At 68.1% G+C, this 23906-nt stretch carries 20 protein-coding genes and 2 pseudogenes; 18 read left to right on the forward strand and 4 right to left on the reverse strand.

What is annotated here, in order from left to right:
* Positions 1-111 precede the first annotated feature (111 nt).
* Positions 112-1122 (forward strand): recombinase family protein, encoded by a 1011-nt coding sequence (locus AB0F11_RS12905; RefSeq protein WP_362171614.1) that lies wholly within the window; start codon positions 112-114, stop codon positions 1120-1122.
* 1131 nt (positions 1123-2253) lie between these two features.
* On the opposite strand, the gene AB0F11_RS12910 is transcribed toward AB0F11_RS12905, so the two are convergent.
* Positions 2254-2877, reverse strand: a complete 624-nt coding sequence (locus tag AB0F11_RS12910; protein ID WP_362171617.1) for a hypothetical protein — start codon at positions 2875-2877, stop codon at positions 2254-2256.
* A gap of 490 nt (positions 2878-3367) precedes the next feature.
* Between AB0F11_RS12910 and AB0F11_RS12915 the strand changes: the two genes are divergently transcribed.
* From AB0F11_RS12915 to AB0F11_RS12925, 3 genes are all read left to right on the forward strand, one after another.
* Positions 3368-4654, forward strand: a complete 1287-nt coding sequence (locus AB0F11_RS12915) for a hypothetical protein (protein WP_362171620.1) — start codon at positions 3368-3370, stop codon at positions 4652-4654.
* 112 nt (positions 4655-4766) lie between these two features.
* Positions 4767-5705 carry a CehA/McbA family metallohydrolase gene (locus AB0F11_RS12920; protein WP_362171623.1) on the forward strand — a complete coding sequence of 313 codons (939 nt, stop codon included), beginning with the start codon at positions 4767-4769 and terminating at the stop codon, positions 5703-5705.
* A gap of 34 nt (positions 5706-5739) precedes the next feature.
* On the forward strand, positions 5740-6015 hold the full coding sequence (locus AB0F11_RS12925) for a hypothetical protein (RefSeq protein WP_362171626.1): 276 nt from the start codon (positions 5740-5742) through the stop codon (positions 6013-6015).
* A gap of 443 nt (positions 6016-6458) precedes the next feature.
* Here AB0F11_RS12925 and AB0F11_RS12930 read toward each other — a convergent pair whose 3' ends face one another.
* Positions 6459-6896 (reverse strand): DUF4259 domain-containing protein, encoded by a 438-nt coding sequence (locus AB0F11_RS12930; RefSeq protein WP_362171629.1) that lies wholly within the window; start codon positions 6894-6896, stop codon positions 6459-6461.
* Between the two features lie 53 nt (positions 6897-6949).
* Positions 6950-7117: pseudogene (locus AB0F11_RS12935) on the reverse strand (ISL3 family transposase); the annotation flags it as partial.
* A gap of 643 nt (positions 7118-7760) precedes the next feature.
* On the opposite strand from AB0F11_RS12935, the gene AB0F11_RS12940 reads away from it, so the two are divergent.
* The 14 genes and pseudogenes from AB0F11_RS12940 to AB0F11_RS13005 all read left to right on the forward strand — a co-directional run bounded on the left by AB0F11_RS12940 (position 7761) and on the right by AB0F11_RS13005 (position 22851).
* Positions 7761-8126: a hypothetical protein gene (locus tag AB0F11_RS12940; RefSeq protein ID WP_362171632.1), complete on the forward strand. Its 366-nt coding sequence runs from the start codon at positions 7761-7763 to the stop codon at positions 8124-8126.
* Positions 8123-8821 (forward strand): annotated as a pseudogene (locus AB0F11_RS12945) (nucleotidyl transferase AbiEii/AbiGii toxin family protein). The gene AB0F11_RS12940 and the pseudogene AB0F11_RS12945 overlap by 4 nt, the downstream one beginning before the upstream one ends.
* Positions 8822-8935: 114 nt before the next feature.
* Positions 8936-11779 carry a CRISPR-associated helicase Cas3' gene (gene cas3 / locus AB0F11_RS12950; RefSeq protein WP_362171635.1) on the forward strand — a complete coding sequence of 948 codons (2844 nt, stop codon included), beginning with the start codon at positions 8936-8938 and terminating at the stop codon, positions 11777-11779.
* Positions 11780-12352: 573 nt separating this feature from the next.
* Complete coding sequence (casA, locus tag AB0F11_RS12955) at positions 12353-13957, forward strand: type I-E CRISPR-associated protein Cse1/CasA (protein ID WP_362171638.1); 1605 nt, start codon at positions 12353-12355, stop codon at positions 13955-13957.
* Positions 13954-14541 (forward strand): type I-E CRISPR-associated protein Cse2/CasB, encoded by a 588-nt coding sequence (gene casB / locus AB0F11_RS12960; RefSeq protein ID WP_362171641.1) that lies wholly within the window; start codon positions 13954-13956, stop codon positions 14539-14541. The genes casA and casB overlap by 4 nt, the downstream gene beginning before the upstream one ends.
* A gap of 19 nt (positions 14542-14560) precedes the next feature.
* Positions 14561-15700: a type I-E CRISPR-associated protein Cas7/Cse4/CasC gene (gene cas7e / locus AB0F11_RS12965; RefSeq protein ID WP_362171644.1), complete on the forward strand. Its 1140-nt coding sequence runs from the start codon at positions 14561-14563 to the stop codon at positions 15698-15700.
* Positions 15697-16488 carry a type I-E CRISPR-associated protein Cas5/CasD gene (cas5e, locus tag AB0F11_RS12970; protein ID WP_362171647.1) on the forward strand — a complete coding sequence of 264 codons (792 nt, stop codon included), beginning with the start codon at positions 15697-15699 and terminating at the stop codon, positions 16486-16488. The genes cas7e and cas5e overlap by 4 nt, the downstream gene beginning before the upstream one ends.
* 78 nt (positions 16489-16566) lie before the next feature.
* Positions 16567-17349, forward strand: coding sequence for a type I-E CRISPR-associated protein Cas6/Cse3/CasE (cas6e, locus tag AB0F11_RS12975; protein ID WP_362171650.1), 783 nt, complete (start codon positions 16567-16569; stop codon positions 17347-17349).
* A gap of 1099 nt (positions 17350-18448) precedes the next feature.
* Positions 18449-19147, forward strand: coding sequence for a CDP-diacylglycerol diphosphatase (locus tag AB0F11_RS12980; RefSeq protein ID WP_362171653.1), 699 nt, complete (start codon positions 18449-18451; stop codon positions 19145-19147).
* A 351-nt stretch (positions 19148-19498) separates the two neighbouring features.
* Entirely contained in the window at positions 19499-19765 is a 267-nt protein-coding gene (locus AB0F11_RS12985) for a hypothetical protein (protein ID WP_362171656.1), read from the forward strand.
* Complete coding sequence (locus tag AB0F11_RS12990; protein WP_362171659.1) at positions 19720-20622, forward strand: site-specific integrase; 903 nt, start codon at positions 19720-19722, stop codon at positions 20620-20622. Before AB0F11_RS12985 ends, AB0F11_RS12990 begins: the two co-directional genes overlap by 46 nt.
* Positions 20619-20954, forward strand: coding sequence for a helix-turn-helix transcriptional regulator (locus tag AB0F11_RS12995; protein WP_362171662.1), 336 nt, complete (start codon positions 20619-20621; stop codon positions 20952-20954). Before AB0F11_RS12990 ends, AB0F11_RS12995 begins: the two co-directional genes overlap by 4 nt.
* A 970-nt stretch (positions 20955-21924) precedes the next feature.
* Positions 21925-22485, forward strand: coding sequence for a hypothetical protein (locus AB0F11_RS13000; RefSeq protein WP_362171665.1), 561 nt, complete (start codon positions 21925-21927; stop codon positions 22483-22485).
* A gap of 138 nt (positions 22486-22623) precedes the next feature.
* Positions 22624-22851 (forward strand): hypothetical protein, encoded by a 228-nt coding sequence (locus AB0F11_RS13005; RefSeq protein WP_362171667.1) that lies wholly within the window; start codon positions 22624-22626, stop codon positions 22849-22851.
* A gap of 689 nt (positions 22852-23540) precedes the next feature.
* Here AB0F11_RS13005 and AB0F11_RS13010 read toward each other — a convergent pair.
* Positions 23541-23840 carry a hypothetical protein gene (locus AB0F11_RS13010; RefSeq protein WP_362171670.1) on the reverse strand — a complete coding sequence of 100 codons (300 nt, stop codon included), beginning with the start codon at positions 23838-23840 and terminating at the stop codon, positions 23541-23543.
* Between the last annotated feature and the right edge of the window lie 66 nt (positions 23841-23906).

Consider the following 23906-nt stretch of genomic DNA (forward strand, 5'->3'; position numbering starts at 1 on the left):
GTGAGAGTTCTGCGAGACCCCCCGGAGCGATCACGTTTCCGCAGGTCGCCGTTCGCGAAAGTCCTCTCGAAACCCGCGCGTTATGCGAGGCACTTCTGAGAGACTCCGGCTATGGATCTCACGCCCGATCAGGCCGCATTGGCGGTAGAACGTCACGACTGCCCGAACTGTGACGCGCCCGCCGGCAGCGCCTGCCGCACCCGGGGCGGGAAGACCGCCGCGAAATACCACACCCCGCGCTTCGTCCTCGTCCCCGCGCTCCGGGAGGAGCTGGAGATCCCCGTCCCCGCCGACCGGCACCCGGGCCGCGCGTGGAAACCGGGCCCCGCGCTCGCAGTGGTGCCCGCGCCCCGCACCGAGCGCCCGGTCCGGATCGGGTACGCCCGCACCTCGACCGCGCGGCAGGAGCTGGCGAGCCAGCTCGAAGCCCTCCACCGGGCGGAGTGCCACAAGGTCTTCAAGGAGCAGATCAGCACCCGCATCAAGGTGCGGCCCGAGCTGGAGAAGGCGCTCGCGCTGGCCCGCCAGTTCAAGGAAGCCGCACCCGAGACGCCGGTCATCTTCACCGTCCACGAGCTGAAGCGTCTTGCCAGGAACGCGGCCGAGCTGATGATGCTGTCCGCTGAGCTCCAGGCCGGTGGCATCCAGCTCGAACTCCTTACCGGTCCGCTCACCGGGATCTACGACCCCAACGGCATGGGCGCCATGTTCTTCGCCGTGCTCGCCGTCGCCGGGCAGATCGAGCGCAACTACATCCGGGAGAAGACCCTCGAAGGCCAGGTCACCGCAGCGGCCAAGGGCAACCACGGCGGACGGCCGAAGGTCATCGACGACGACATGCTCACCTTTGCCGTCGCGCTGAAGGACAAGGGCGTCCCCGTCCCGGAGATCGCCAGGAAGCTGGTCATCAAGACCGGGAAGAACGCGGGCAAGAACCCCTCGGTCGCCTCGCTCTACCGGGCACTCGCCGAAGCCGAGGCCGCCGCGACGGACGACGGCCTGCCGCTGCGGCCCAAGCCCGTCCGCATCCGCCGGCCCGAGGACCCGCTCACCCCTGCGGAGATCGACCTCCGCGAACGCCTCCAGGCCGAGCCCCAACCGAACGCGGAGATCCGCAGCTAGAGCCCATGATCGTTCTCAGCGCCAACGGCTGTACCGATGTTCCCCAAGGCCGGGAGCGCTCCCTGTGCGGGGTCGTACCTGCCCCCGTGCCAGCCCAGGCGAAGACCCGCACCGGGCACGGCTGGGCGAGATCGCAGAACAACGCTTCAGCTCAATACAGCTAGCAAGAAGGACGATTGGCACCCAGTCGGCCGTGGTCACGCAGGTGCGGGGAGCAGGAGCCCGAGCGGCCCGACCCGGACCCCCAGCGTCATGCCCGCGGGTGCGGGGAGCAGCCGTACCGCCCGCGGCTTCGTCGACGGGTACGGGGGCATCCCGGGGTGCGGGAAGCAGACTGACGGGGGAAAAGTCGCCATGAGGATTTCGGGGTCATCCCCGCGGGTGCGGGGAGCAGACGATCCTGGGTGGCGGTATCAAGTCGACCGGGGGGGATCCCCGGGGGTGCGGGGAGCAGCACCCAGCGGTGACCAGCGTCGAGATCGTCTCAGGGTCATCCCCGCGGGTGCGGGGAGCAGAATGCGTCAGTGATTGCGAGGTCCCGGCGGACGGGGTCATCCCCGCGGGTGCGGGGAGCAGCCCCGGCCTCGCCGGCGGGCGGCCTCCAGCTCGGGGTCATCTCCGCGGGTGCGGGGAGCAGATCTGCGCGCCGTGTTCGCGCCGGTTGGCGGCGGGGTCATCCCCGCGGGTGCGGGGAGCAGCCTTTGGAGAGCAGCTCAGACTCTGGCGAGCCGGGGTCATCCCCGCGGGTGCGGGGAGCAGCTCCTACAGACCCCGTCCTCGTCCTCGGCCCTGGGGTCATCCCCGCGGGTGCGGGGAGCAGCCGTCCGTTGAGACGTGGCGCTCCACCGCCCTGGGGTCATCCCCGCGGGTGCGGGGAGCAGTTCCGGCCGCTAGAAACAATTGTTTCCAGTTCGGGGTCATCCCCGCGGGTGCGGGGAGCAGACCTCGTGGCCGCCAGCCTCGCACACCTTCCGGGAGGCATCCCCGCGGGTGCGGGGAGCAGAACGTCATCTACCACCTCGCTGACGCGGGCCTGGGGTCATCCCCGCGGGTGCGGGGAGCAGGCTTGCTGGCCTGCCACTTTAAGCGAGAGGGAAGGCGTTCTCGAGCACTTTCACTGAAACCGGCTTTTCAGGAAAACCGTCGCGGATCGGGTCCCGCGTCGGGGTGCGGGAGGCAAGCCAAAGCCTCGGCCAGTTGTCGTACGGACACGGCGCCGGACTCCGGAAGGCCGGCCGCTGACCAAGCCTGCTGTGCCGCAGCCGTGTCGCCTTCGGCGGCCGCGAGGACGTTCTGCTTTGCGCTGTTCTCGTGGATCGGGTCTGAATCGAGCCCGAAGTCGGCGAGGTGCACCACGATGCGTACCTCGAGCTTCGGGTTGGACGCCATGCGCTCGTTAAGGCGATAGACGCGGACGCGGTGACCGATCAGGGCACGGGCGCGCTCGATCATCACTCTTCCGGCCTCCGAATCACCCCGGTCGGTCCGGATCGGCTGCTCCAGCTCCCCGGAAGTGTTGCGAAGAACCAGAACACCGCGGGTGCTGGAGGCCTCCACCCGCACATCCAGCAGCGTGGCTGTGAACTGCTTCGCAGCATCAAGTCGGGCGATATCCAGCCCAACCGTGTCGCCCAGCACATAGAGGCTGACGGCGCGTTCGCGTACGCGGTCGGTCCAGTCGGCTTCTTCACCCGGCTGGCAGGGGCCGACAGCATGGGCGGCAGCGATCACGAGGTCGAGGTCACGGGGGTTCACTGCCTCATCATGAACGATGCCGATCCCAGCGAGCCAGGGAGCAAGCACCGGGCCACGGCTCGCTCGCTTCCCCTCGGCAGCAGCGGGCTTGGCGATTCTGCCCGACGAGACACTGGCGTCGTGAGTGCTCGCCCATGCTCCCGTCGAGGTGAAGAGGGCTGGCCTGGTGCCAAGCACCGGTGTTTCAGATCGGCCCAGACTCACACGTGTCAGGGGGCTACTTGCTCGGAGGACCTGGGCAACCATGGCCCGTGGCAGGGTGACGGCTCTCCCGGACCTGTACAGCCCATAGTTCGGTCCCGAGCCTCGCTGCCGGCGCTTGCAGGGCTGGAGTGGTGGGTGTCGGCAGACCGGCCCGGCGAGGCTGGAGGATGAGCAGGCGCCGCCTGGCCAGCCGATACAGCCTGGCATGGGTGCGTGAGATCCTTTTGCCGACTTGTCGGCGGCGGGACTGTGGCCGGCCGGCTTCCGGCATATGGGGATGGGGCGCATGTCTGCGTTACGGAAGTTACTGACCTTCACGGCGCTCGCGGTCTTCGGTGTGGCAGGCTGCTCGGCGGGGGCGGAGTACGGCTCCGGCGATGCCAAGAAGCCGGCTGCCCCTGCGGCGGGCCCGGCGCGTTCGCTGTCCTCTCGTATCCCGCACGACCCGCCGGCCTGGTTCGACACCGCAGGTGAGGTGGTCCTGCCGCCCGAGGCGACGAAGAACCGGATGAACCTGTTGGGCAACCAGATGAGCACCCTGCCCGTAGCCCTCCACAAGACCTCGTCATACGTCGCCTCCGCAGATCGCATGCAGACAGTCGACCTGACGACCGGGAGCGTGCGAGCGGTCGTCCAGGCGCAGGGCAAGCCCTTCCGCGGCGACGACACGGAAGCGTCGGCCCCCCTCGTCGTCACCGACAGCGGGACGGTCCTCACGGCGTTCCTGCTGACGCAGCCCGGGTCCGGGACGCAGTCCGCTTCCACCGTCCTGGAGGTCGCCGCCGCCTCTGCGGAGTCGGGTGAGCCGTTGTGGCGCACGACGGTCCGGCTCCCCGACTGGTTCGCATCCTCCACCGGCCGGGTGCAGGCCTCCGTCATCGGCGCGGGCAGGTCCACTGCCGTGGTCAGCGTGCAGACTTCCAGGTCCGTACTCGGGCACGAAGTGGTCGCGTACGGCGTCGACCTGACCGGCCACCGGCTGGCCTGGACGCAGCCGGACCTGAAGGTGACAGCCGTAACCGCCGAAACGGCGGCGGGCCTGCTGCTCGTCCAGGACGGCGACTACCAGGTACCCGTGGGGCATGACCTGGCCACCGGCAACGAGAAATGGCGAGGCAAGCAGACCTTCGGCGCGAGCCTGGAACCCGCGGGTGCCTCACTGGTCAGAGCCCGCGGAAACCTCGACGGCAAGAAGTACGACCAGCTGACGAGCCCTCACACCGGAGAAGTCCAGCGGCCTCTGCCTCCGGAGGCCGCCGGCCTGAGCTGCTCTCACGACCAGGCGGTGACGCTGGTCTTCTCGGACCCCTTCAGGGTCATCGCCGTCGACCCGGTCTCAGGGCAGCTGCTCTGGCAGCTCCACGACGGTCAAGACGGTCGGAAGGCGCCAACCGTGAAGGCGGTGTGGCACGGGCGGATCTACGGAACCACGGCCAACGGTGCGGTCACGCTGGATGCCCGGACCGGCAAGGACATGCCCACCCGTCCGGAGGTCGCACCCATCCTCGTCAACGAATTCAGCGGTGTCGTACTCAAGGGAGGCGTGCTGTCGAGCTACCCGGCCGGAGGGTGACGCCCCGGCCTTGGGCGTGGCTGGCTCACGAGAGCGGAGAGCGCCGGCCCCGGCAGCGCTCGGGCATCAATTTTCCCTTCGTCCCCACAGCCCGAGGTGTTTGACTCTGATCATGATGGATCTCCCGTTCGATCGGCCCGGCCGTTTCTGGCGCGGCAATCTGCACACCCACTCCAACGAGTCCGACGGCGCACTCTCACCCGGGGAAGTGGCACAGCGGTATCGGGAGGCCGGGTACGACTTCCTGGCCGTCACCGATCACTTCCGGGCCGAGTACGGATTCCCCCTGACAGACACCCGGTCCCTGCGTACACCGGAATTCACCACGCTGCTGGGAGCCGAGCTGCACGCCCCGCACACCGAGGCCGGGCCGAAGTGGCACATCGTCGCGGTGGGACTGCCTCTCGGCTTCGCACCCCCCGGGCCCGGCGAGAGCGGACCGGAGCTGGCGCGCCGGGCACGGGCCGCGGGTGCGTTCATCGGCATGGCCCACCCGGCGGCTTCGCTGCTCACCACCGCCGATGCCGAGAGTCTGGACGCCGCCCACGCGGTCGAGGTGTACAACGCGCTCGCCGAGCGCGAGCACCGGGGCGACAGCTGGCACCTGACCGACGTCCTGCTCAACCGCGGGCACCGGTTGAACGCCTACGCTGCCGACGACGCACACTTCCAACCGCAGGACCCACCCGGCTGCGCAGCCTGGGTCCAGGTACGCGCCGAGTCCCTCGACCCGGAGGCACTCCTGTCGGCCCTGAAGGCCGGCCACTACTACTCCAGCACCGGCCCCGAGCTGCACGACATCAGGCTCGACGACGGCCTGATCACTGTGCGCTGCTCGCCCGTGAGCAAAATACTGGTCACCGGCGGCGCTCCGGGCCTGCAGGTCGTCGAGGGGGAGGCGCTGACGGAGTGCTCCCTGCCGGTGGCCATGTTCGGGCAGGGGTTCTGCCGGGTCACGGTCGAAGACGCTGCAGGAGGGCGGGCTTGGAGCAATCCGATCCATCTCGCCCCGAATTCGGCTGCCCCGGCCGGGATGCAGCAGCGATCATGAAGCCGGCGGTCTCGCCAGCACCTCCACCGACCGCGTGCGCCGATCCCTGGCCGGCCTCAAAACGATGTACAAAGGCGACCTCCTCAACGGGGATCTGCCCGCCATGGTCTTCACAACGCGCATGGGAGACCGCCGCGCCGTCGTGGCGAAGCATCCGCTCCATGCCTGTGAACGGGGCCTGGCCAGCACTGATCTCCGCCCCGCCCTGGAGGCCGCCCTGCAGTACACACAGGACGCAGCAAAGATCGTCGTCGCGGACTGGTTCACATTGGAGAAAAGCCCCATCCAGATCATCCAGGAACTCAAATAGGCCTGGCTCCCTAACCCGCACGCGCAGGCCGGAACGCCGCCTGAGCGGGCAGGTTCGCACTGTTGCTGAAGTCCTTCGAGGTGAAGGCCCGCTTCCCGGAGGATGCCCGGGAAGATTTCGGCGTGGGTGGTGCCGTATGCCGCACGGCAGGTAAAGGTGCTGCGGAGGAGCCCGCGCGCACGCCTGGTTGGGGCGGGTGATCAAGCAGCACCGGACGGAGGTCCAGGGCGCGTTCCGCTTCCGTGAAGCACCGAGTAGGACCAGGCCCAGCTCGCCGAGGTGCCGAGGTGTCGGTCGAGCTGGGCGGGGTGAAGCTGAGCCGGAGACCGGCTCGCGGAGGCGTTGGTGGCCGTTGCCGCAAGGACCGATTGGAGACGTGACCGGCTGGCTGCGTAGGTCACAAGCGGCTCTGGCTCAACTTCCGTGTCCAGGTGGGTAACCGGTCACATCTCGAAGAGGGCTTCATCTTGTGGCGGGTTCGGAGGGTCGAGGACGTCGCGGAGGCGGGTGATGTCTTGGCGCCATCTCGGCCCGTCCGCGGCCTCGTCCCACAGCTCGGCGATTTCAGACCGCTCGTCGACTACTTGGTCAAGGGCGCCGACGGCAAGCGCCCGAAGGTCGGCGGGCAACTCCGGCAGCGGCTCCGATGGGCCGTAGTTCGAGCACGCGGGCTCGCCGTCAGGGTGCTGTGCGACCACCAGGGCTGCTGCGGCGACTGCTCGCTCAGCGTCGGGGGTGATCAGGTAGTCCGCAGGGTCAGCGGCGCGTTCGAGGACTCTGCGGATCATGGACTCGCGTTGTTCCATGGTTGCCTCGTCCAGGTCGCCGGCGAAGTCGGCGGCGGTGTCATTATTGAAGGGGCCGATGTCCCAGGTGCCCATATCTCTCCTCGCGCGGTCCTCAGAGATCGTCGCACTGGCCACCGACAATGAGGTCAGGAGGCAAGCAGCACCCGCTTGCGCAGGAACTTGAAGCCAGCGCGTCCGCACATCTGTCGCTTGATCATTTTGATGCGGTTGACGTGGCCTTCCACTACGCCCGAGCTCCAGGACAGGGTCAGGCCGACGATGACGGCGTCGAGGTCGCGGTCGATGCCGACGGCGAGGGTGTGGAGGCGGGGAAGGTCGTCTTGCCGAACTGCGTCGAGCCACTCCGGAAGATGTTCGCCCTGGCGGTACGGGAGCATGGTCGGGTTCGGGAAGTGCGTCGACCAATCGGAGCACCGTGCTGCAGCTGACGGATAGCCGCGAACGCGGGCGAAGCCGGCTCCGGCCCAGTCTGCGAGTGCCAGACTGACCGCGGCCAGGTTGGAGCGCAATCGCTCGGTCCGCTGACCGTGCCGGGCGTCAGGGCCGGATACCTGCTCGACGAAGGTACGGGCGTGCAGGCGCACCGGTGGACCACGGGGTCATCCCCGCGGGAGCGGGGAGCAGCTCTCCAAGTGGGAAGTCCAGGTCGTCGCCTCGGCCGCGGGTGCGGGGAGCAGATATCGCGGGAGTCGAGGAGGTTGCCGCACTCGGGGACATCCCCGGGGGTGCGGGGAGCAGGCTTGCTGACCTGCAACATTAGGCGAGCGTGAAGCCGTTTCGAAGCACTTTCGCTGAAACGGGCCTTTCGGGTCTGCAACGCAATTCGACCAATCCCGTGGGCCGAGAAACCCGCCGCGGGACGTAGCCCGGATGGGCTGGCGGTGAGTGTCACGTCTGCGGTACCGGAGACGGGCGGGGCGCGGGATAATCGGGTCCATGGTCACGCTCTCCCCCAGCAGCACGGCGCCCTCGGCAGCCGAGGTGCTCCGCGCCCGGTACGCGGGCCGGCTGCCTGCCTCCCTGGAGAAGCTCGCAGGTCCGCGGCACGGCGTGGTCGAGCTGCCACTGCACGTGGCCTGGTCCGGACTGCGTGCCTACGACCTGGACCGGCCGCGCCTGCGCATGGGCCTGTATCGCACCGTCCTGGCCGAGGGGCAGCACGAGGACCTCGTGACCCTCCTCAACCGCGAGCTCCTCCTGGAGCAGTGGCCCGTCCTGCGCACCCTGGTCAGTCGGCATATCCGGCAGGTCTGGGAGGAAGCCTTCCCCGAGCTCGCGACGGTGAGGTCCGCCGCCGCGTGAAGCTGAGCGACATGCACCGTCGGCTCCTGGCCGCGGTGATCGACATCGGCGCACCGTACCCCCTCGTGATCACTGGCGGCTACGCCGTCCAGGCCCACGGCCTGGTCGATCGCCTCAGCCAGGACCTCGACGTCGCCACCGAGAACCCCGCGCCCATGTCGGAGATCGCCGCGGGCCTCGATCAGGGCCTGGCCGAGCGGGGCTGGCAGGTCCGCGTGATCGACGTGGACCCGCTCTCCGCCCGGCTGATGGTTGTCGACCGGGACACCGGCGAGGAGTGCGAGGTCGACGTGCTCAAGGAGCACTTCTGAACGCCGCCCGCCCAAACCGAGTACGGGCCGGTCCTCGCCTTCGACTCCGTCATCGGCACCAAGGTCCGCGCCCTGGCCGACCGAGGCGCCGTACGCGACCTCATCGACGTCCACGCCGCCTCCCGCCACCGCACCACCCACGAGCTCGAACGCCTCGGCAAGCGACACGGCCGCGACGAGTTCCGCCTCCACGACCTCCGCGACCGGCTTGTCGGCGCCGAGTGGGCCGATGACACCGAATTCGCCGCGTACGGCCTGACCGAGATCGAGACAGCCGAACTGCGCGCCTGGGCACAGTACTGGGCCAGCGACCTCGATCAGCGCCTGCACGAGCACGACCAGGACCAGGACGAAGACGTGCACTGTGACGAGGAGGGGACCTGAGCTCGCCGCCTCGTCGTTGAGAATTCGCGTGCGTCCGGCCTTGAGGAACCTTGGGGCATACGTCTGCGGCGCGATTCGCCGATTACTGTCAGCGCCAATGTCTACGCTGCCGCCATGCTTACCATCTGCATCCAATTAGGCCTGACGCGCGAGGAGATCCAACGGCTCGGCACATTGTGGGGCAAGTCTGCACAGCTCGCCGACGGCACGATGAACCTGCTGCTCCCCCACATGCTCGACACTGCCGCTGTCGCCGAACGCGTCTGGGACGACTATCTGGCACCCTCCACCAAGCAGCTGCTCGACGAGGCCACCGACGGCCGCGGCCGCCGATTCTTCGCTTGGGTGTGCGGTATCCACGACTGCGGGAAGGCCACCCCTGCGTTCCAGAGCAAAGCCGCCACAGAGGCTGCTGCACTCCCCTCTGTGGGCCTCGTATGGGACGCCGGCCTGGTGACGACGGCCACCAGCCGTGAATGGACCCATGACAAAGCGGGCGGCCACCTGCTGCGTACGTACCTCAAGACTTCCGCTCGCTGGAGTCGCACGCATGCCGACTGGATCGCCCCCCTCGTCTCCGGGCACCACGGCACGCTGCGCGCCGCCACCATGAAGGACGCCGCCCACGCCAATGGTGCCGCACATGGCACTACGGCAGAGTGGAGGACCGCTCAGGCCCACATCGTCGAGGTCTTCACCCGTGCCGTCGGCTACCAGTCCCTGACCGAAGCCCAACCGGTGCGAGTACCAGCGCGCGCGGTCCAGCTCGCGCTTCTCGGCTTCCTCGTCATGGCGGACTGGATCGCCTCTGATGCCACTCACTTCCCGGGCATCCCCACTCTCGATCGTGTCTGCCTCGCCGGCGCCCGCAAGCGGGCTGCTGCTGCTTGGGCCGACAGGCGTCTCGGCGGTGGACTGCGAGCCCTCAAGCCCGGCAACAGCCCCTCCCTGTTCCAGGAACGATTCGGCCAGAGCCCCCGCGCCTCGCAGTCACTCGCCATAGAGGTGGCCGGCGAGATGGCCGCTCCCGGCCTGCTGTTTCTGGAGGCCCCCATGGGAGAAGGCAAGACGAAGACGGCGCTGGCTGTAGCCGAGATCCTTGCAGCACGCTTCGGCAAGTCCGGGGTGTTCGTGGGCATGCCCACGCAGGCCACGGCGGACCCCATCTTCAGCCATGTTCGCGCCTGGGCCGCGTCAGCTTGCCCCGGCGCGGAGGACGACACCGTGCTGCTTCATGGCAAGCGGGCGTTCAACCCTGAGTGGAAGGCCATCCGCGCGGGAGACTGGACCACTGCTGACGCCCGGTTCCGGAGCATCCAGGAAGACGATGAGGACTGCTGCGAGCGGTATGGACCGGCCGAATTCTTCCTCGGCCCCAAAATGGGACTGCTCGCCCACCTCACCGTCGGCACCATCGACCAGCTCTTGTACGCCGCAACCCGTACACGGCACGTCATGCTCCGCACTGCGGGGCTCTCAGGGAAGGTCGTCATCCTCGACGAAGTCCACGCCTGTGACGTCTACATGAGTCAGTTCCTCAAAGAGGCACTGTTCTGGCTGGGCCAGCTACAAGTCCCCGTGGTTCTGCTCTCGGCCACCCTGCCGCCGACGCAGCGCGCCGAGCTCGCCGACGCTTACATGGCCGGAGCCCAACCCGACAGGCAGCTGTCGCTGCCCGCTCCTGACGGCTACCCCAATGTCACCGCCGTCTGGTCCGGCATGGACGCTCCCCTTGTCGCCCACGCACCGACCTGGCGTGACGACCTGCCCGTCCAGGTACGCGTCCTTCCCGAACCACCGACCCATCGTGCTGGCCGCCCCACCCCGGACGCCGAACGGGAACAGCCTGTCGCGGACCTTCTTGCCAAGCAACTTGTCGACGGCGGGTGCGCCCTCGTCATCCGCAACACCGTCCGTCGAGCCCAGCGCACCTACCGGCAGCTGGCGCACCGATTCGGCGACGACGTCGTGATCCTCCACGGACAACTCACAACCGCCGCGCGCGCGGACCGTACCCAGGACCTCCTCGACAAGCTCGGTCCGGACGACTTCGTGCCCCGCCCCAAGCGTGTGATCCTGGTCGCCACCCAGGTTGCGGAACAGTCGTTTGATATCGACGCCGACGTGATCGTCACCGATATCGCCCCCATCGACCTGCTCCTGCAACGCGTCGGGCGCGCCCACCGCCACACCGGCACGGCACGACCCGAGCGGCTCGCCACCCCAGCTGTCTATGTCACCGCTTTCGCGCCCCGCACCGACGGTGCCGGACCCGCCTTCGAGCGGGGCGCCGAGTTCATCTACGGCCGGCACCTTCTCCTGCGTACGGCGGCCGCCGTTCTCCGCGGGGCAGCCACCGGCGGCTGGGCCGTCCCGTCACAAGTCCCGGAACTCGTCGCCGGCGTGTACGCAGATGCCGCGCCCCTCCCCATGACCTGGATGCCGGAGGCTGAACAGGCGCGCGCCCAGTGGGACGCCGCTCAGGAGACCCGCCGGAAAAATGCCTCTACCTACCTCCTGACGAGGCCTGGTGAACACGGAGCCGCCAACCTCGACGGCCTCCATTACGCCGCTACGGAAGCCGCCGACGACGACCAACTGGCCGCTGTGGTCCGCGACGGAGAACCCAGCATCGAGGCCATCCTCGTCCTGCGCACTCCCACCGGCTACACCACTCTGAACGGCACCCGTCTTGCCAACGACGGCAGCCCCGGGCCGGAGGCCCTGGAAGCACTGGCCGGGGACATGATGCGCCTGCCTGCTCGCCTCACCGCGGAGGCCGTAAGCAACCTCGCGCCACTCCCCGGGTGGACCGGCCACGCATGGCTGCGCCGCACCCGCGCCTTGGTGCTCACGCCCGACTCCTCGGAGCCGAAGGCGGAGCTGGTAGGCACTGTCGGAGGGGTCACCGTGACCTACAACGACAACACCGGTCTTGCCTACACTGGCGAACGATGACGAGGAGGCTCATCCCGGCCGCCTCACCGGCTCTTCGGGCTGTGGGTGCAACAGCCCGAGAGTGCTACTTTGCCGACCCCGCCTGGCGGTGACACCTCCCTCTTCTCCGGTTTGCTGGCCTCTATCTCGTGCTCTCGGCCCCGTACGCACGGGGGATGGTCCACCGATCCGGGCTGAGACGAGACGTCCGACACCGATGCACGTGGGAATGGCTCGTCGCTACAGGCCCGCACATGCCACATGTCGGGGTTGGCCCCGCACGCCCGAGGGTGTTGACTGACCACTGACCTCGTCGTGACGGCGGGGATGGCTCCGTTGAAGAGCTTGAAAAGCTGGCTTCAAGGCCGTTGACCTCGCTCCAGCGGGGATTGTCAGACCCATCCGGTAGACAACCGGGTGGGTCTTTCTCATACCCACACTCACCATGAGTGAATCGCTGGCCACGCATTGCTATAGCTCTTCAACATTGACTACCGTGCTGTCAGATCGTCCGACAAGACGTCAAGAACGTTATTGGGGGTTGATTTGCCTGCTCAAGAGGCATGCCTCGTCGATGGCTTGCCATGGATCCCGGTGCAGGTGGAAGGCAAATACGCCGAGATCGCGCTCCGAGCCGCCGTATTGGACGCCCACACCCTCGACGGGCTCGCCCCGGACCTGCCGACCATGACCCCAGTACTCTTACGCCAGGTCTTGATCCCCGTCGTCCTGCACGCGCTAGGACCCGTGGACGCCGATACGTGGGCGGACTGGATGGAAGCCGGCAGGTTCTCCTCGGAAGAACGGGCTCGCCTGAACGCCTATCTCGACGACAACCTAGACCGGTTCCAAGTGTTCCACGAAACCCGCCCGTTCGGGCAGGTGCCCGGCCTGGTGCACACCAACGGCGAGTACAAGCCGGTGTCGCTGCTCATGCCGCACGTCGCAACGGGCAACAACACCCCGTTACGCGACGCCCGGACCGAAGCCGATCCCATCCCCCTCACGGTGGGTGAGGCTGTCCGTTGGATGCTGCACTGCCAGTGCTGGGACACTGCGGCCATCAAGGGCGGCACGGTCGGCGACCCAGAAACCAAGTCAGGAAAGACCACCGGCAATCGCACCGGCCCCCTCGGGTACCTCGGCGTCGTCACACTCACGGGTCGCACCCTCTTCGACACGATCGTCCTCAACCTGCCGCAAGGACCACGCGCCCCCGAGGACGTCCCGCAGTGGACCCGCGCCCCGCACACCCCAGTTTGGACACAGCGCAGCCCCCGGGGTCCTCTGGACCTCTTCACGTGGCAGGAGCGCCGCATCCGTCTCGTACCCGAGGAGACCCCCGAAGGGTTGCGCGTGAGGCAGGTCGTCCTCGCTGCAGGCGACCGGATCGACCAAGTGCCGGCCTGGGAGCCCCACACCTGCTGGGCCATCAAGACCGACGCCAAGGGCAGCGTCCGCTTCCCCCACCGGCAGCAGCGCGGCCGCGCCGCCTGGCAGGGCCTCGACAGTCTGCTCACCATCGAGCGGGACACCACCCCCGCCAAGGGCAAGAAGATCGGCTACGAGACGTCGAGGCTCCTGGCCCAGGTCGCGACCGCCACCCTGCACGGCGACCTCCCCTTCGACTACCCACTGCGCACCGAGACCTGCCGCATCGTCTACGGCAACCAGAGTTCCATCGTTGACGACATCCTGTTCGACTCCCTCCCACTACCCGTCGCAGCAGTCCGCGCCGACACGGCCGTGCGCGACTCGGTCATCAAGGTGTGCGAGCAAGCCGAAAACCTCTCCCGGGCCGTCGACAATCTCGCCGCGCACCTGGCTCGCTCCGTCGGCGGAGAGCCCCTACCGGACGACAAGGGCCAAAAGCCCGGAACCAAGCTGCTCCACACCCTCGATCCGTTGGTGCGCCGCTTCATCACCGGATGCCGGCGCAACCCCGGCCCTGAGGAGCTCCGTCTCGCGCACGTGGCGTTCGAGACCCTCGCTCAGAAGGCCTCGTGCCACATCGCAGAGGAACTGCTGCACCGCCTGCCGGGGTCCGCCTTCGCCGGTCGCCCCGACACCGACTCGAGGGGCAACCGGGTCGTGTTCCGGCAGGCCAGCGCCGAGCGGTTCTTCCATGCAGACCTGCGCAGAACCCTCACCTACCTGTACCCCAAGCAGCCTGACACCGGGAAGGAGAGCGCTGCATGACCGCCGATGCAAAGGCCGACGCACGCGCCGAGCCGAGCGCCGAACCGTGGTACTGGAGCCAGTTCGAGCCCGGAGGCCGCCACGAGGGGAAGTTTCCGCCTGGCGACGAACTGGCCCTGCTGCGCCAAGGCCTGACTGTACCGGCAGGAGCGGTGCACGGTATGTGGCGCCACTACCGCACCTCTGTCGACGACGACCTCGCAGCCCGCGGCCTCGTCCAAGACACGCTGATCGCCGAACACATGACGCTCGCCTTGTTCGCGATGCACCAGCAAGGCAAGGGAACCCTTGTCCATGCGCGCGGCGCACGCCTTGGCACGGCCGCCCGCGCCCTGCACGAAAGGTTCAGCGTCGAAGGCGTCGACGGACGCATGGCCGCCGCCGCCCAGGCCCGCAGCCTGAACGCCGTCTTCTTCCACCTGCGCGGCTTGATCTCCCAGCTCGCAACCACCAGCCAGCCCCTGGACTACACGCAGCTCCTGTACGACCTGCGCGGCTGGCCTTACCCCGACACCCGCGCCCGCACCGTGCGCGCCTGGGGATCCACCTACCACGTGTGGACCCCGCCCACCGACCACACGTAACCATCCTCGGGAGAAGCACATGTCCGTCCAGACCAGCCGGCGCCGCTTCATCGACGTCCATATCCTGCAGACCGTCCCGCCGTCCAACATCAACCGCGACGATGCCGGGGCGCCCAAGGAGGCCACCTACGGTGGCGTGCGCCGACCCCGCGCCTCTTCTCAGGCTTGGAAGCGTGCCACCCGCCTGGCGTTCGCCGCACTCGGCATCGCCGAGGATGATCTCGGCACGCGCACCAAGACCATTGCCGACCACCTCACCAAGGCAATCGCGGGCCGCACCGCCCTCCCCGCCGAAGCAGCCGCCCGCCTGGCGGCTGCAATGATCGCCCCCCTCGGCATCACCTCGAGCAAGAAGAACGCGGACGAATCCGCCTACCTCCTCTTCTACGGCAACCGGCAGATCCAGCAGCTGGTCGACCTCATCGCTGATCAGGCCGCCGACCTCGCCGCCCTCGACGACAAGGCCCTGGCCAAGGCCATCGACGACAAGGCTGTGAAGGAAGTGCTGACCACTGGGCACCCGCTCGATGTCGCCCTCTTCGGCCGCATGGTCGCCAACGTTCCCGACATCGACGTCCATGGCGCCGTCCAGGTCGCCCATGCCATCGCCACACACGGCGCAGAGCTCGAATTCGACTACTACACCGCCGTCGACGACCGGCAGCCTGCCGATACGAAGGGCGCCGGAATGATTGGCCGGATCGGCTTCAACTCCGCGACCCTGTACCGGTACGGATCCGTGTCGCTGCACCAGCTCGATGCCAACATGGGCAATCCCAAGGCTGCCGTGGACGCGGTCACCGCCTTCGTATCGGCTTTCGCGCGTTCCATGCCCACCGGCTACGGCAACAGCTTCGGCCACCGCACGATGCCCCAGCTCGTCGCCGTCGCGATCCGCGATGACCAGCCCATCAACCTCGTCACCGCTTTCGAGGCCCCCGTGCGCCCCGGCCGCACCACTGGCTATGCCGAACCTTCCGCGCAAGCCCTGGCCGCAGAGCAGCACACCATCGCCACCACCTGGGGAGCACCGGCACTGTGGACGGGCGTCACCCACGCCTTCACCGGCCCGGCCGCCGAGCCCCTCGCGGAGGCCTTCGGCACCGTCCATGCCTTCCCCGCACTGCTGGACGCCATCGCCACGGAGTTGACCAGGTGACCACAAGCACGCTCCTGCTGCGCCTGGCCGGCCCTCTGCAGTCCTGGGGGGACCAGCGAGCCGTGGTCGACACCCGGCACACCGCCCCCATGCCCACGAAGTCCGGGATCATCGGACTGTGCACGGCCGCCCTCGGCCACGACCGGACCGTCCCGCTCGGGCCGCTCGCCGACCTCACCATCGGCGTACGCGCGGACGTCCCCGGCACCCTGTTGCGCGACTACCACACCACCAGTGACTACCGCGGCGTGCCGTTGCTGGCGGCTAAGGTCAACAAGAAAGGTGTCCAGGAACGCACGAACAAGCCGCGGTATACCGCACCCAGCGAGCGGTTCTATCTGCAGGACGCCACCTTCCTGGCAGCCGTGCACGGACCCGCCGACTTCGTTGAGCAGGTGGCCGACGCCGTGCGCAACCCAGCCTGCCACCTCAGCCTCGGCCGGCGGTCCTGTCCCCCGACATTCCCGCTCGTCCTGGGAGTCGTACCCCGACCGTTGACGGAAGCCCTGAGCCACCACCCGTGGCTCGCCTCCGAGCACGCCCGCACCCTATGGCAGCGCCAGCACCGCGGCTCCACTCCGGCCTCCATTGAGGTGCCAGCCCTCGTCGACGACCCACACGGCGACACCGTCCTCAAGGACCAACCCCTCGGTTTCGCCCTGACCGGGCCCCGGCACACCACCCGACGTGCGCGCCCCATGCTCATCGCCCTCGCCACCGGTTTCGCTCCACAGCCCGGCAAGGCGCCCAGCAAGGAACACGACCCCCTCGCCCTCCTCGGCTGGTAGCACCACCCGCCAGCCGGATCGGCCCCGCCATGCCGGGGAGAAGCGCACAGAACCTGCCCCTGCTCAGAGGACACCACCATGCCCAAGCTCTCCCGCATTCCACTCGCTCCACTGCGCCCAGGTGCCCGAAAGCTGCTTCAGTCGCCACAGGCCATGCACGCCGCCGTGCTCGGCGCCGTTGCCTACCACCCCGAACCCGGCCGCACTCTGTGGCGTCTGGACGCCGACAACCGCCACCGCCCCTACCTGTATGTCCTGACCCAGGTCGAGCCCGACTGGACAGCGATGACCGAGCAGGCCGGATGGCAGATCGACGACCCCAATGCCAAGCCCGCCGTGGCCGACTACACCCGCCTCCTCGCCGGCCTGCGGTCCGGGCAGGAGTACGCCTTCCGTCTGACTGCCGCCCCAGTGCAGAACGTCCGCAACCCGAACAAGCCCAGCCCCTTGCAGAAGGCCCGAATGAGCGATGAGACCAGGCGCTCCTTCCGCATGGGCCACCGCACCACGGCGCATCAGCTCCAGTGGTTCACCAGTCGCGTCAAGAAGTTCGGCTTCGACCTCGTCGAAATCCCAGCGACCGTCCCGGCCGCACCCGGCATCCTGCCCTTCACTGACCGCATTACCACCGAGGAGCCGGTCCTCGATGTCCGTGTGACCGGCCATGCCCGGCTCGTCTTCACCAAAACCGAAACCCGCCCGGACGGCACCACGTTTCCCAACACCGTCGCACTCACCACTGCCACCTACGCCGGTACACTCCGCGTAACCGACCCGGCCTCACTCGGCCGAGCGCTCTTGGCCGGCATCGGACCGGGCAAGGGCTACGGCTGCGGTCTCCTGACGCTGGCAGCTGTCTAACCGCATATGTGCAAAGTGGCGCCTGCCGGGCCATAGGGCCAGCAGACGGGAGCACGACAGTCTGCGCCTCTGCCTGCCCTCGCCCCCGGCCGCCCGGCATGGCTCTCAACTACCCGAGCTCCCGTACGTTTACGACACGGTTCCGACGGTGCTCCCGACCCTGCTGCCCGGGGATGCCCCTCTGCCAAAGTCCTGCTCTTCCCCCATCGGAGTCGATCCCCTCATGAGCGGGAACAGCTGTAGCTCTGGCTTCCTGACGGCTGTGCGCCGTATCAGGTCGAGTCCAGCCTTGGTGTCACCGAGGGGCACACCGGGCAGGAACGTATGAGGCCCATTGACGGACGCAAGCAGCCTGGAGGGCGGCTCGGGGCTGCTGTGCGGTGCCCGTCTGGCGACAGACCTGCACGGCGGATGGAGATGGGCCACTGCAGCAATGAGCTGGCGTCTTCCGTCCCCGAAACTCCCCGAACGTCACGACCAACTTCCTCGTCTTTTGTCCGCGGACAAAAGTCTGTCGCTGAAAAATGGGCGTGCCGGGACAGGATGCAGGCCCGGTCAGCAGTCCACATCGCCTCGCGGCGGGCTCGGCCCGTTTGTCGCGCAGGGCTGAGTCGAGCAGGGTGAACGCTCCCCGGTCCGCATTGCCGGCCTGGTGCACCAGTGGCTCATAGCGTCCCAGGCCAAGGCGGTCCGCCATCACCGGGTGTGAGTAGTTGCAGTACAGAAAGTGCCACTGAGATTGATCATCGTCCGGTTGGCGTTGGGGTGAGCGGGTCGTCCGGCCGCTGGATGCGGACTCGGCGGGGGCGGGGGATGGCGTCGGCGTCCGCGGGCCAGGAGACCAGGCGGCTGGGATGTTCCTCGGCGTCCACCGCGGCCCCGCGTCTGACACCTCCCGGCCAGCGAGGGCGGGGGAAGGAGCGCACGAGACGGGAACTCTCCTCTCGAACGGCACCCTGCCCGACGGCGTCACAGCTGCACCCTGCGGGTGATTGGCTCACCTGACTGGTTATCTTTTCAATATCGGAGGGATTCCTGAACTCAGCCGATCCCGCACACAGCAGGCTCTCGGACGACTCCACAGAGGCGGAGGTACGCCATGTCCACGAATAATCAGGAGAACGTTCCCAGCGCCGATCCTCTCGGCGACGACTGCGGCAGCCAGACGGACGGCGGACACCTCTGGGAGGAAATCCAGGCGTGTGTCCTGAAACAGCCCGGACCCTGCCTGGAAGTGGAAAGCCGTTGGGGCGTGATGGCGGGCCGTAAGGGAAGCACGACGGACTTTCAACTGGTTCCGACGGAGCGCCTCAAAGGGATCGAGTGCCCCAAGATCTGGGCCGGCGCCGCTACCGACTACTGGTCTGCCGCGCAAGGCAGGATCCCCCACTACTTCAGTCAACCGGGCGCGGCCGGACTGGGCATCAACTCCAAACAGGCCCGCAGACAAGACCAGTTGCACATCCACATGTCCCATTGCGCCGCCCAGGCGTTGCGCGACCTCGAAGGATATGAGAAGCAGCAGAAGATCACTGCGGACGTGACGAAGTGGAAGAATGCGGTGCTTCCGGTGACGGGCTTCGCATCGGAGACCCGAAACTACCGGGTGATGAAGTCCCCGAACCTCAGCGGTAACCTCTTCTACTCCCTCAGGCATCACGTGGTCGGGGACGACAGCAGGATGCAGTATCAGACGATGATCGTGCTTCCGGCAAAGTCCGGCTTCTACATCCTGAACAGTGAGAGCGACCTCCCCAGCGGCACCAACACCTGCAACCACCTCCTCGACTGCGCCTGAGCGCCCGCCCCGTATGGGGTATCGCCGAGGTAAGCCCAAAAGGGGCCATGGGGTGATCTTGCGGTCTTACACGATCAATCTCAGCGGCACTCTCTGTACCGCAACTACAAGCGCCGCCAAATGCATCGGATGCGAACTGGCGACGGTATGCGCAACGCGTCTTGTGCGAGCCGCGGCCGCGCGGCTGATCTGCGACGTCGGACGTCTGAGTGGAGTGTGACCGTAGCGCTTGGCAAGGGGAAGTGGGGAGCCCTCGTCACTCGTCAGGGTGGATGGCCTGCGGTTTCAGCTCCGGCTCGCATCTGATGCGGTTTCCTCGCATCAGATGCGAGTGACGGAGAGTGGTGGCCGGTGGGGTTCAGAGGGAAGGTGCCGGGGGCGGCCACGCTGCACCTTGCGGACGGGGTCGCACTGCTGCGGCCGGAAGAGCAGGTGTTCGCGGCGATGTTGGGCGGCTTTGCCGACCAGCAGCTCGCGCGGAACTTGGCCCGTTCAACGGTCGAGGGCGGGGAGAACACGGTGAAGGCGTTCGCCGCCTACGTGAACGCCTTCCGTGGCAGTGGACGCCGGCGATGGTGGACGAATGGCTCGGTGACCTGCGCTCCCTGCGTGACCTGAAGCGATCGACGATCCGCTCGTACTCCGAAGCCGTCCGCGCCTTCTGCCACTTCGCCACCGATCCCCTCTACGAGTGGGCGAGCACCTGCGAAGAGCGGTTCGGTTCCCACCCGGTCCAGGTCGTGCACGAGTGGAACACCGCCGTACACGTCCAGGACAACGAGGCCGACGCGAAGAAGCGGGCCTTCACCAAGGCCGAGCTGCACGCCTTCTTCGCTCACTGTGACGACGAGGTCGCCCGCATCCGAGCCTTCGGCCGCAAGGGCTGGCTGCCGGCTTTCCGCGACGCGACTCTGTTCAAGACCGCGTACGCCTTCGGCACAAGGCGGAACGAGACACGGATGCTGGACGCCGCCGACTTCGGACGCAACCCGCACGGAGCCGAGTACGGCGAGTTCGGTCTCTGCCGGGTCCGCTTCGGCAAGGCCAAGAAGGGCTCACCTCCCAAGCGTCGTTCCGTGCTGACCGTGTGGGACGGGACCCCCGACGTCCTGGACGAGTGGTTCGCCGAGGTCCGGCCGCTGTTCGGTGCCGAGGGCAACCCTGCGGCATGGCCCTCGGAGCGCGGACTGCGCATCGGCTGCCAGCGACTCGACTCCCGCTTCATCGCCTACCGCCAGGCCCTGTGCCTGGACCAAGGGCTGGACTTCCACTCCTTCCGCAGGTCCTACGTCACGCATCTGATCGAGGACGGCTGGGACCCGCGGTTCGTCCAGGAACAGGTCGGTCACGACCACGCGAGCACAACGTCGATCTACACCTGCGTCAGCTCTGACTTCCGCACCCGCACCCTGCGGCGACACCTCGACGGCACTGTCGCCGCCGCTCTGGAGAGCCAGAACCGGAGGCAGTCGTGAAACGCAAGGTCGGCTACACATGGAAGCTGCGCGAGGTAATGGCCGCGCACGGGATCTTCACCACCACCGAACTGGTGCCGATGCTGCGCGACCGGGGCATCGAGCTGTCCGCCTCCCAGATCCACCGCCTGGTCTCCGGCACCCCGGAACGGCTTTCCCTCCAGGTGCTGGCCGCGTTCTGCGACATTTTGACCTGCACCCCGGCCGACTTGGTGACGACGACTGCCGAGAACGCCGGTGTCCGCAAGACCGCGACCGGGGACCTCCCGGCACCGCCGTCGGCGGTCGCGAAATTGCGACCCCGGCCGGCCCGAAACCTGCCTGACGCGTGAGCCCGACCTACACCCCGGAAGAGTGCGAGCGCTGGCACAAAAGGACCTGCGCCCGCTGCGGGCGGCACGGCTGGTTCGCCGCCCGCTGGCCCGATCGCCACGTCTGCCGTACCTGCCACGACAAGGCCCTCCTCGTCCGCGGCACATGTCCCGGCTGCGGCGACGAGCGCGCGCTTCCCGGCCTGCGGCCCAGCGACGGAGGACGGATCTGCTCTGATTGCGCGGGCTTCATGATGCCCTACTGATGCTCTCGCTGCGGAACGGAGGACAAGCTCCACCGTGCCCGGCTCTGCACTCGATGCACCATGGCTGACCGGCTCGACGAGCTACTGGATGACGGAACCGGCCGCATCCGCCCCGAACTCCTCCCACTGGCCACGTCGCTCCTGGCCATGGACCGCCCACTGTCCGCCCTCGCCTGGCTCGACAGGCGTAAAGGGAACCCTGGCTCCACCGCTGACCTCCTCCGGAGGCTCGGCAGAGGCGACATCGAGCTGACCCACGAAGCCTTCCACTCTCTCCAGCCCTGGCGAGCCGCCGCCCACCTGCGGGAACTCCTCATGGCCTGCGGCATCCTGCCCGCCATCGACAAGCAGATCTGCTCGTTCGAAAGATGGCTCATCGGGCACCTCTCCGACATCCCCGACCCTGACCACGCACAGATCATCCGCCGGTTCGCTACCTGGGAGGCGCTGCCGCGGCTACGGGCCCGCGCCGAGAGGAAGCCGGTCACACCAGCCGCCCGCAGACATGTCGCGGATAGGTCAAGCAGGCCACTGCGTTCCTCAACTGGATCGCCGAGCGGGACCACACGCTCGCCGCCTGCGGTCAGACCGGCATCGACGCTTGGCACGCCGAGCACAACGAATACGCCCGCAACACCATCCGGAGCTTCCTGCTGTGGTGTTCGGCCAGCAAGCTCACCCGGCCCTTTCGGCTGCCGCCAGTGCAGATCAGCCGAGCCGCACCGATGCCGCAGACCGAGCGCCTGGAGCTGATCGGCCGCCTTCTCACCGACCCGAGCCTGCCTCTGCGAGCCCGAGTCGCGGGGAGCAACGTCCTGCTATACGCCCAGCCCCTCAGCCGCGTCGTCCGGCTCACCCTGGACGACATCGCCTACGCGGAAGAGCAGACCATTCTTCGGCTGGGCGAGCCGCCGTCCCCCGTTCCCGAACCGCTCGCGGAACTCCTGCTCCGCTGGATCGACAGCCGGGACAACATGAACACCGCGACCAACCGCGCCTGCCGGTGGCTGTTCCCGGGCCGCCGAGCCGGGCAACCGCTCCACCCAGATGTCCTTGCGACCCTCCTCAACGACCTCGGCATTCCCACCACCGCCGGCCGCGCTGCCGCGATCCGGCAGCACGTGCTGGAAATGCCTGCCCCGGTTGTCGCGGAGGCCCTGAGCTACCACCGGGTTACCACGGCCAAGCTGGCCTCCGAGGCCGGAGGCACCTGGAGCCGATACGCCTCCGGAGACCATCGGCGGTCACCACCAGGCTGGACCCCTCGGAGAACTGGTGACGGGTGAATGCGCGAGCCCACCTGACTACCCGAACCCCTTGCACATGGGAATCCTCCGGCGGGGTGGGCGTTGATGGTTGTGCGCCGCGCCGCCGAGCTGGCCCATTCCTCTCCCCCTACGGTCGATCGGACGAGAGGAGTGCGTGTGACGGACTGGTGGACGACTGGGACGAGCATCGCAAGCGCGGCCGCCACAGTGGGAGCGGTCGGCGTGGCACTCTGGGTGGCGATCCGTGATGGCGAGCAGCGGACTGCGGAGAAGCGGGACGCGGAAGCGGCCCAGGCACGCCTGATCCTCTCGCGCCGCGATTCCGAGGCCGTCTTGATCATCCATAACAACAGTCAGCTGCCAGTGATCGATGTTGGGCTCTAATCAGTCGCCCTGGTGCATCCGGAATCCGGCAAACGTATCGCGGCAGCAAAGCTTCGCCGGACCGATCTGGTTCGGGACCCAGCGCCGCCGCCCCTGAGACTCTGCCAGGTCCTCCAGCGGGGAGGTCAGGTTGGCGTGCATGTGACTCTTGAAGGACGCACGTCGGGCAAAACTTGCTGCGGCTCCGGATGGAGTGCCACTACGGATTCACTGATTCTGCTGGTCTGAGGTGGGAGCGGCGGAACAACGAGCTGCCCGTGCGGATCGTCGGATGGCTGGCTCAAGCCACGCGGCCCGCCGCGCCCAGAACCGGGCGATCAGCGCGTTGCCTTCGATCCGACTGGCCGATCTCCGCGAGGTCTGCTTGTCGGACTTCCGGCGCCTGATGGATCGTCGGGGTGGTGCCGCAGTAAATGCCGGATTCACTGCGGAGGAGCCTCAATGGTGATCTTCGCGACCTGCGGCGGGGCATGCCGGCCGCCGGGGCGAGGTGTACGCGTTTACTGCGGCAGAGCCGGAGGGCGGGGACGGGTATGGCGATCGAACCGGTGACCGAACTCGGGGCCCGGGGCGCGCTCAGGTTGCCGCGCGCCCGGGTGGTGCCCCTGTCCGCCCCCTCCCTCGTCGTACACCGCGGCGGTCGAGCGGTACCTCGCCGGCGCCGGGATCGCGAAGTCCTCCGCCAGGGTCTACCAGATCTCGCTGACGACGTGGGGGTGGATGTTCGCCGGCGAGCCCGCGCCGACCGGCCCGGCCCGCCGGGGCGCGAAGCCGCCCGTCTTCCCCGTCGCCGCGATCGACGACCCGGTGCTGCCGGAGGTGCCGGCCGAGCCGGCAGCGGCCCGGGCGGACGAGATGGACGCCGACACCGTCAACCGGGAGCCGTCCATCGCGCGCAAGGCCACCGGCTGGTGGCAGCGGCAGGGCTGGGTCAGCGTCGATCCGACGATCGGGATCGAGCGGCGGCCGGCGCCGCCGGACCGCACCAAGGCCCTGGCGGAGAACCAGATCGCCGCCCTGTGGCGCCTGGACGTCGCCCTGCGGGAGAAGACGTT

Source organism: Streptomyces sp. NPDC032472 (assembly GCF_040636955.1).
Classification (GTDB): domain Bacteria; phylum Actinomycetota; class Actinomycetes; order Streptomycetales; family Streptomycetaceae; genus Streptomyces.

Excerpts from the sequence above, each read along its gene's own strand:
- AB0F11_RS12990 (WP_362171659.1), top strand. The coding sequence starts at position 19,720 with ATGGTGGACGAATGGCTCGGTGACCTGCGCTCCCTGCGTGACCTGAAG.
- cas7e (WP_362171644.1), top strand. The coding sequence starts at position 14,561 with ATGTCCGTCCAGACCAGCCGGCGCCGCTTCATCGACGTCCATATCCTG.
- AB0F11_RS12980 (WP_362171653.1), top strand. The coding sequence starts at position 18,449 with ATGTCCACGAATAATCAGGAGAACGTTCCCAGCGCCGATCCTCTCGGC.
- AB0F11_RS12905 (WP_362171614.1), top strand. The coding sequence starts at position 112 with ATGGATCTCACGCCCGATCAGGCCGCATTGGCGGTAGAACGTCACGAC.
- AB0F11_RS13000 (WP_362171665.1), top strand. The coding sequence starts at position 21,925 with ATGCCGCAGACCGAGCGCCTGGAGCTGATCGGCCGCCTTCTCACCGAC.
- AB0F11_RS12915 (WP_362171620.1), top strand. The coding sequence starts at position 3,368 with ATGTCTGCGTTACGGAAGTTACTGACCTTCACGGCGCTCGCGGTCTTC.
- casB (WP_362171641.1), top strand. The coding sequence starts at position 13,954 with ATGACCGCCGATGCAAAGGCCGACGCACGCGCCGAGCCGAGCGCCGAA.
- AB0F11_RS12920 (WP_362171623.1), top strand. The coding sequence starts at position 4,767 with ATGATGGATCTCCCGTTCGATCGGCCCGGCCGTTTCTGGCGCGGCAAT.
- AB0F11_RS12930 (WP_362171629.1), bottom strand. The coding sequence starts at position 6,896 with ATGGGCACCTGGGACATCGGCCCCTTCAATAATGACACCGCCGCCGAC.
- cas6e (WP_362171650.1), top strand. The coding sequence starts at position 16,567 with ATGCCCAAGCTCTCCCGCATTCCACTCGCTCCACTGCGCCCAGGTGCC.
- AB0F11_RS12940 (WP_362171632.1), top strand. The coding sequence starts at position 7,761 with ATGGTCACGCTCTCCCCCAGCAGCACGGCGCCCTCGGCAGCCGAGGTG.
- cas3 (WP_362171635.1), top strand. The coding sequence starts at position 8,936 with ATGCTTACCATCTGCATCCAATTAGGCCTGACGCGCGAGGAGATCCAA.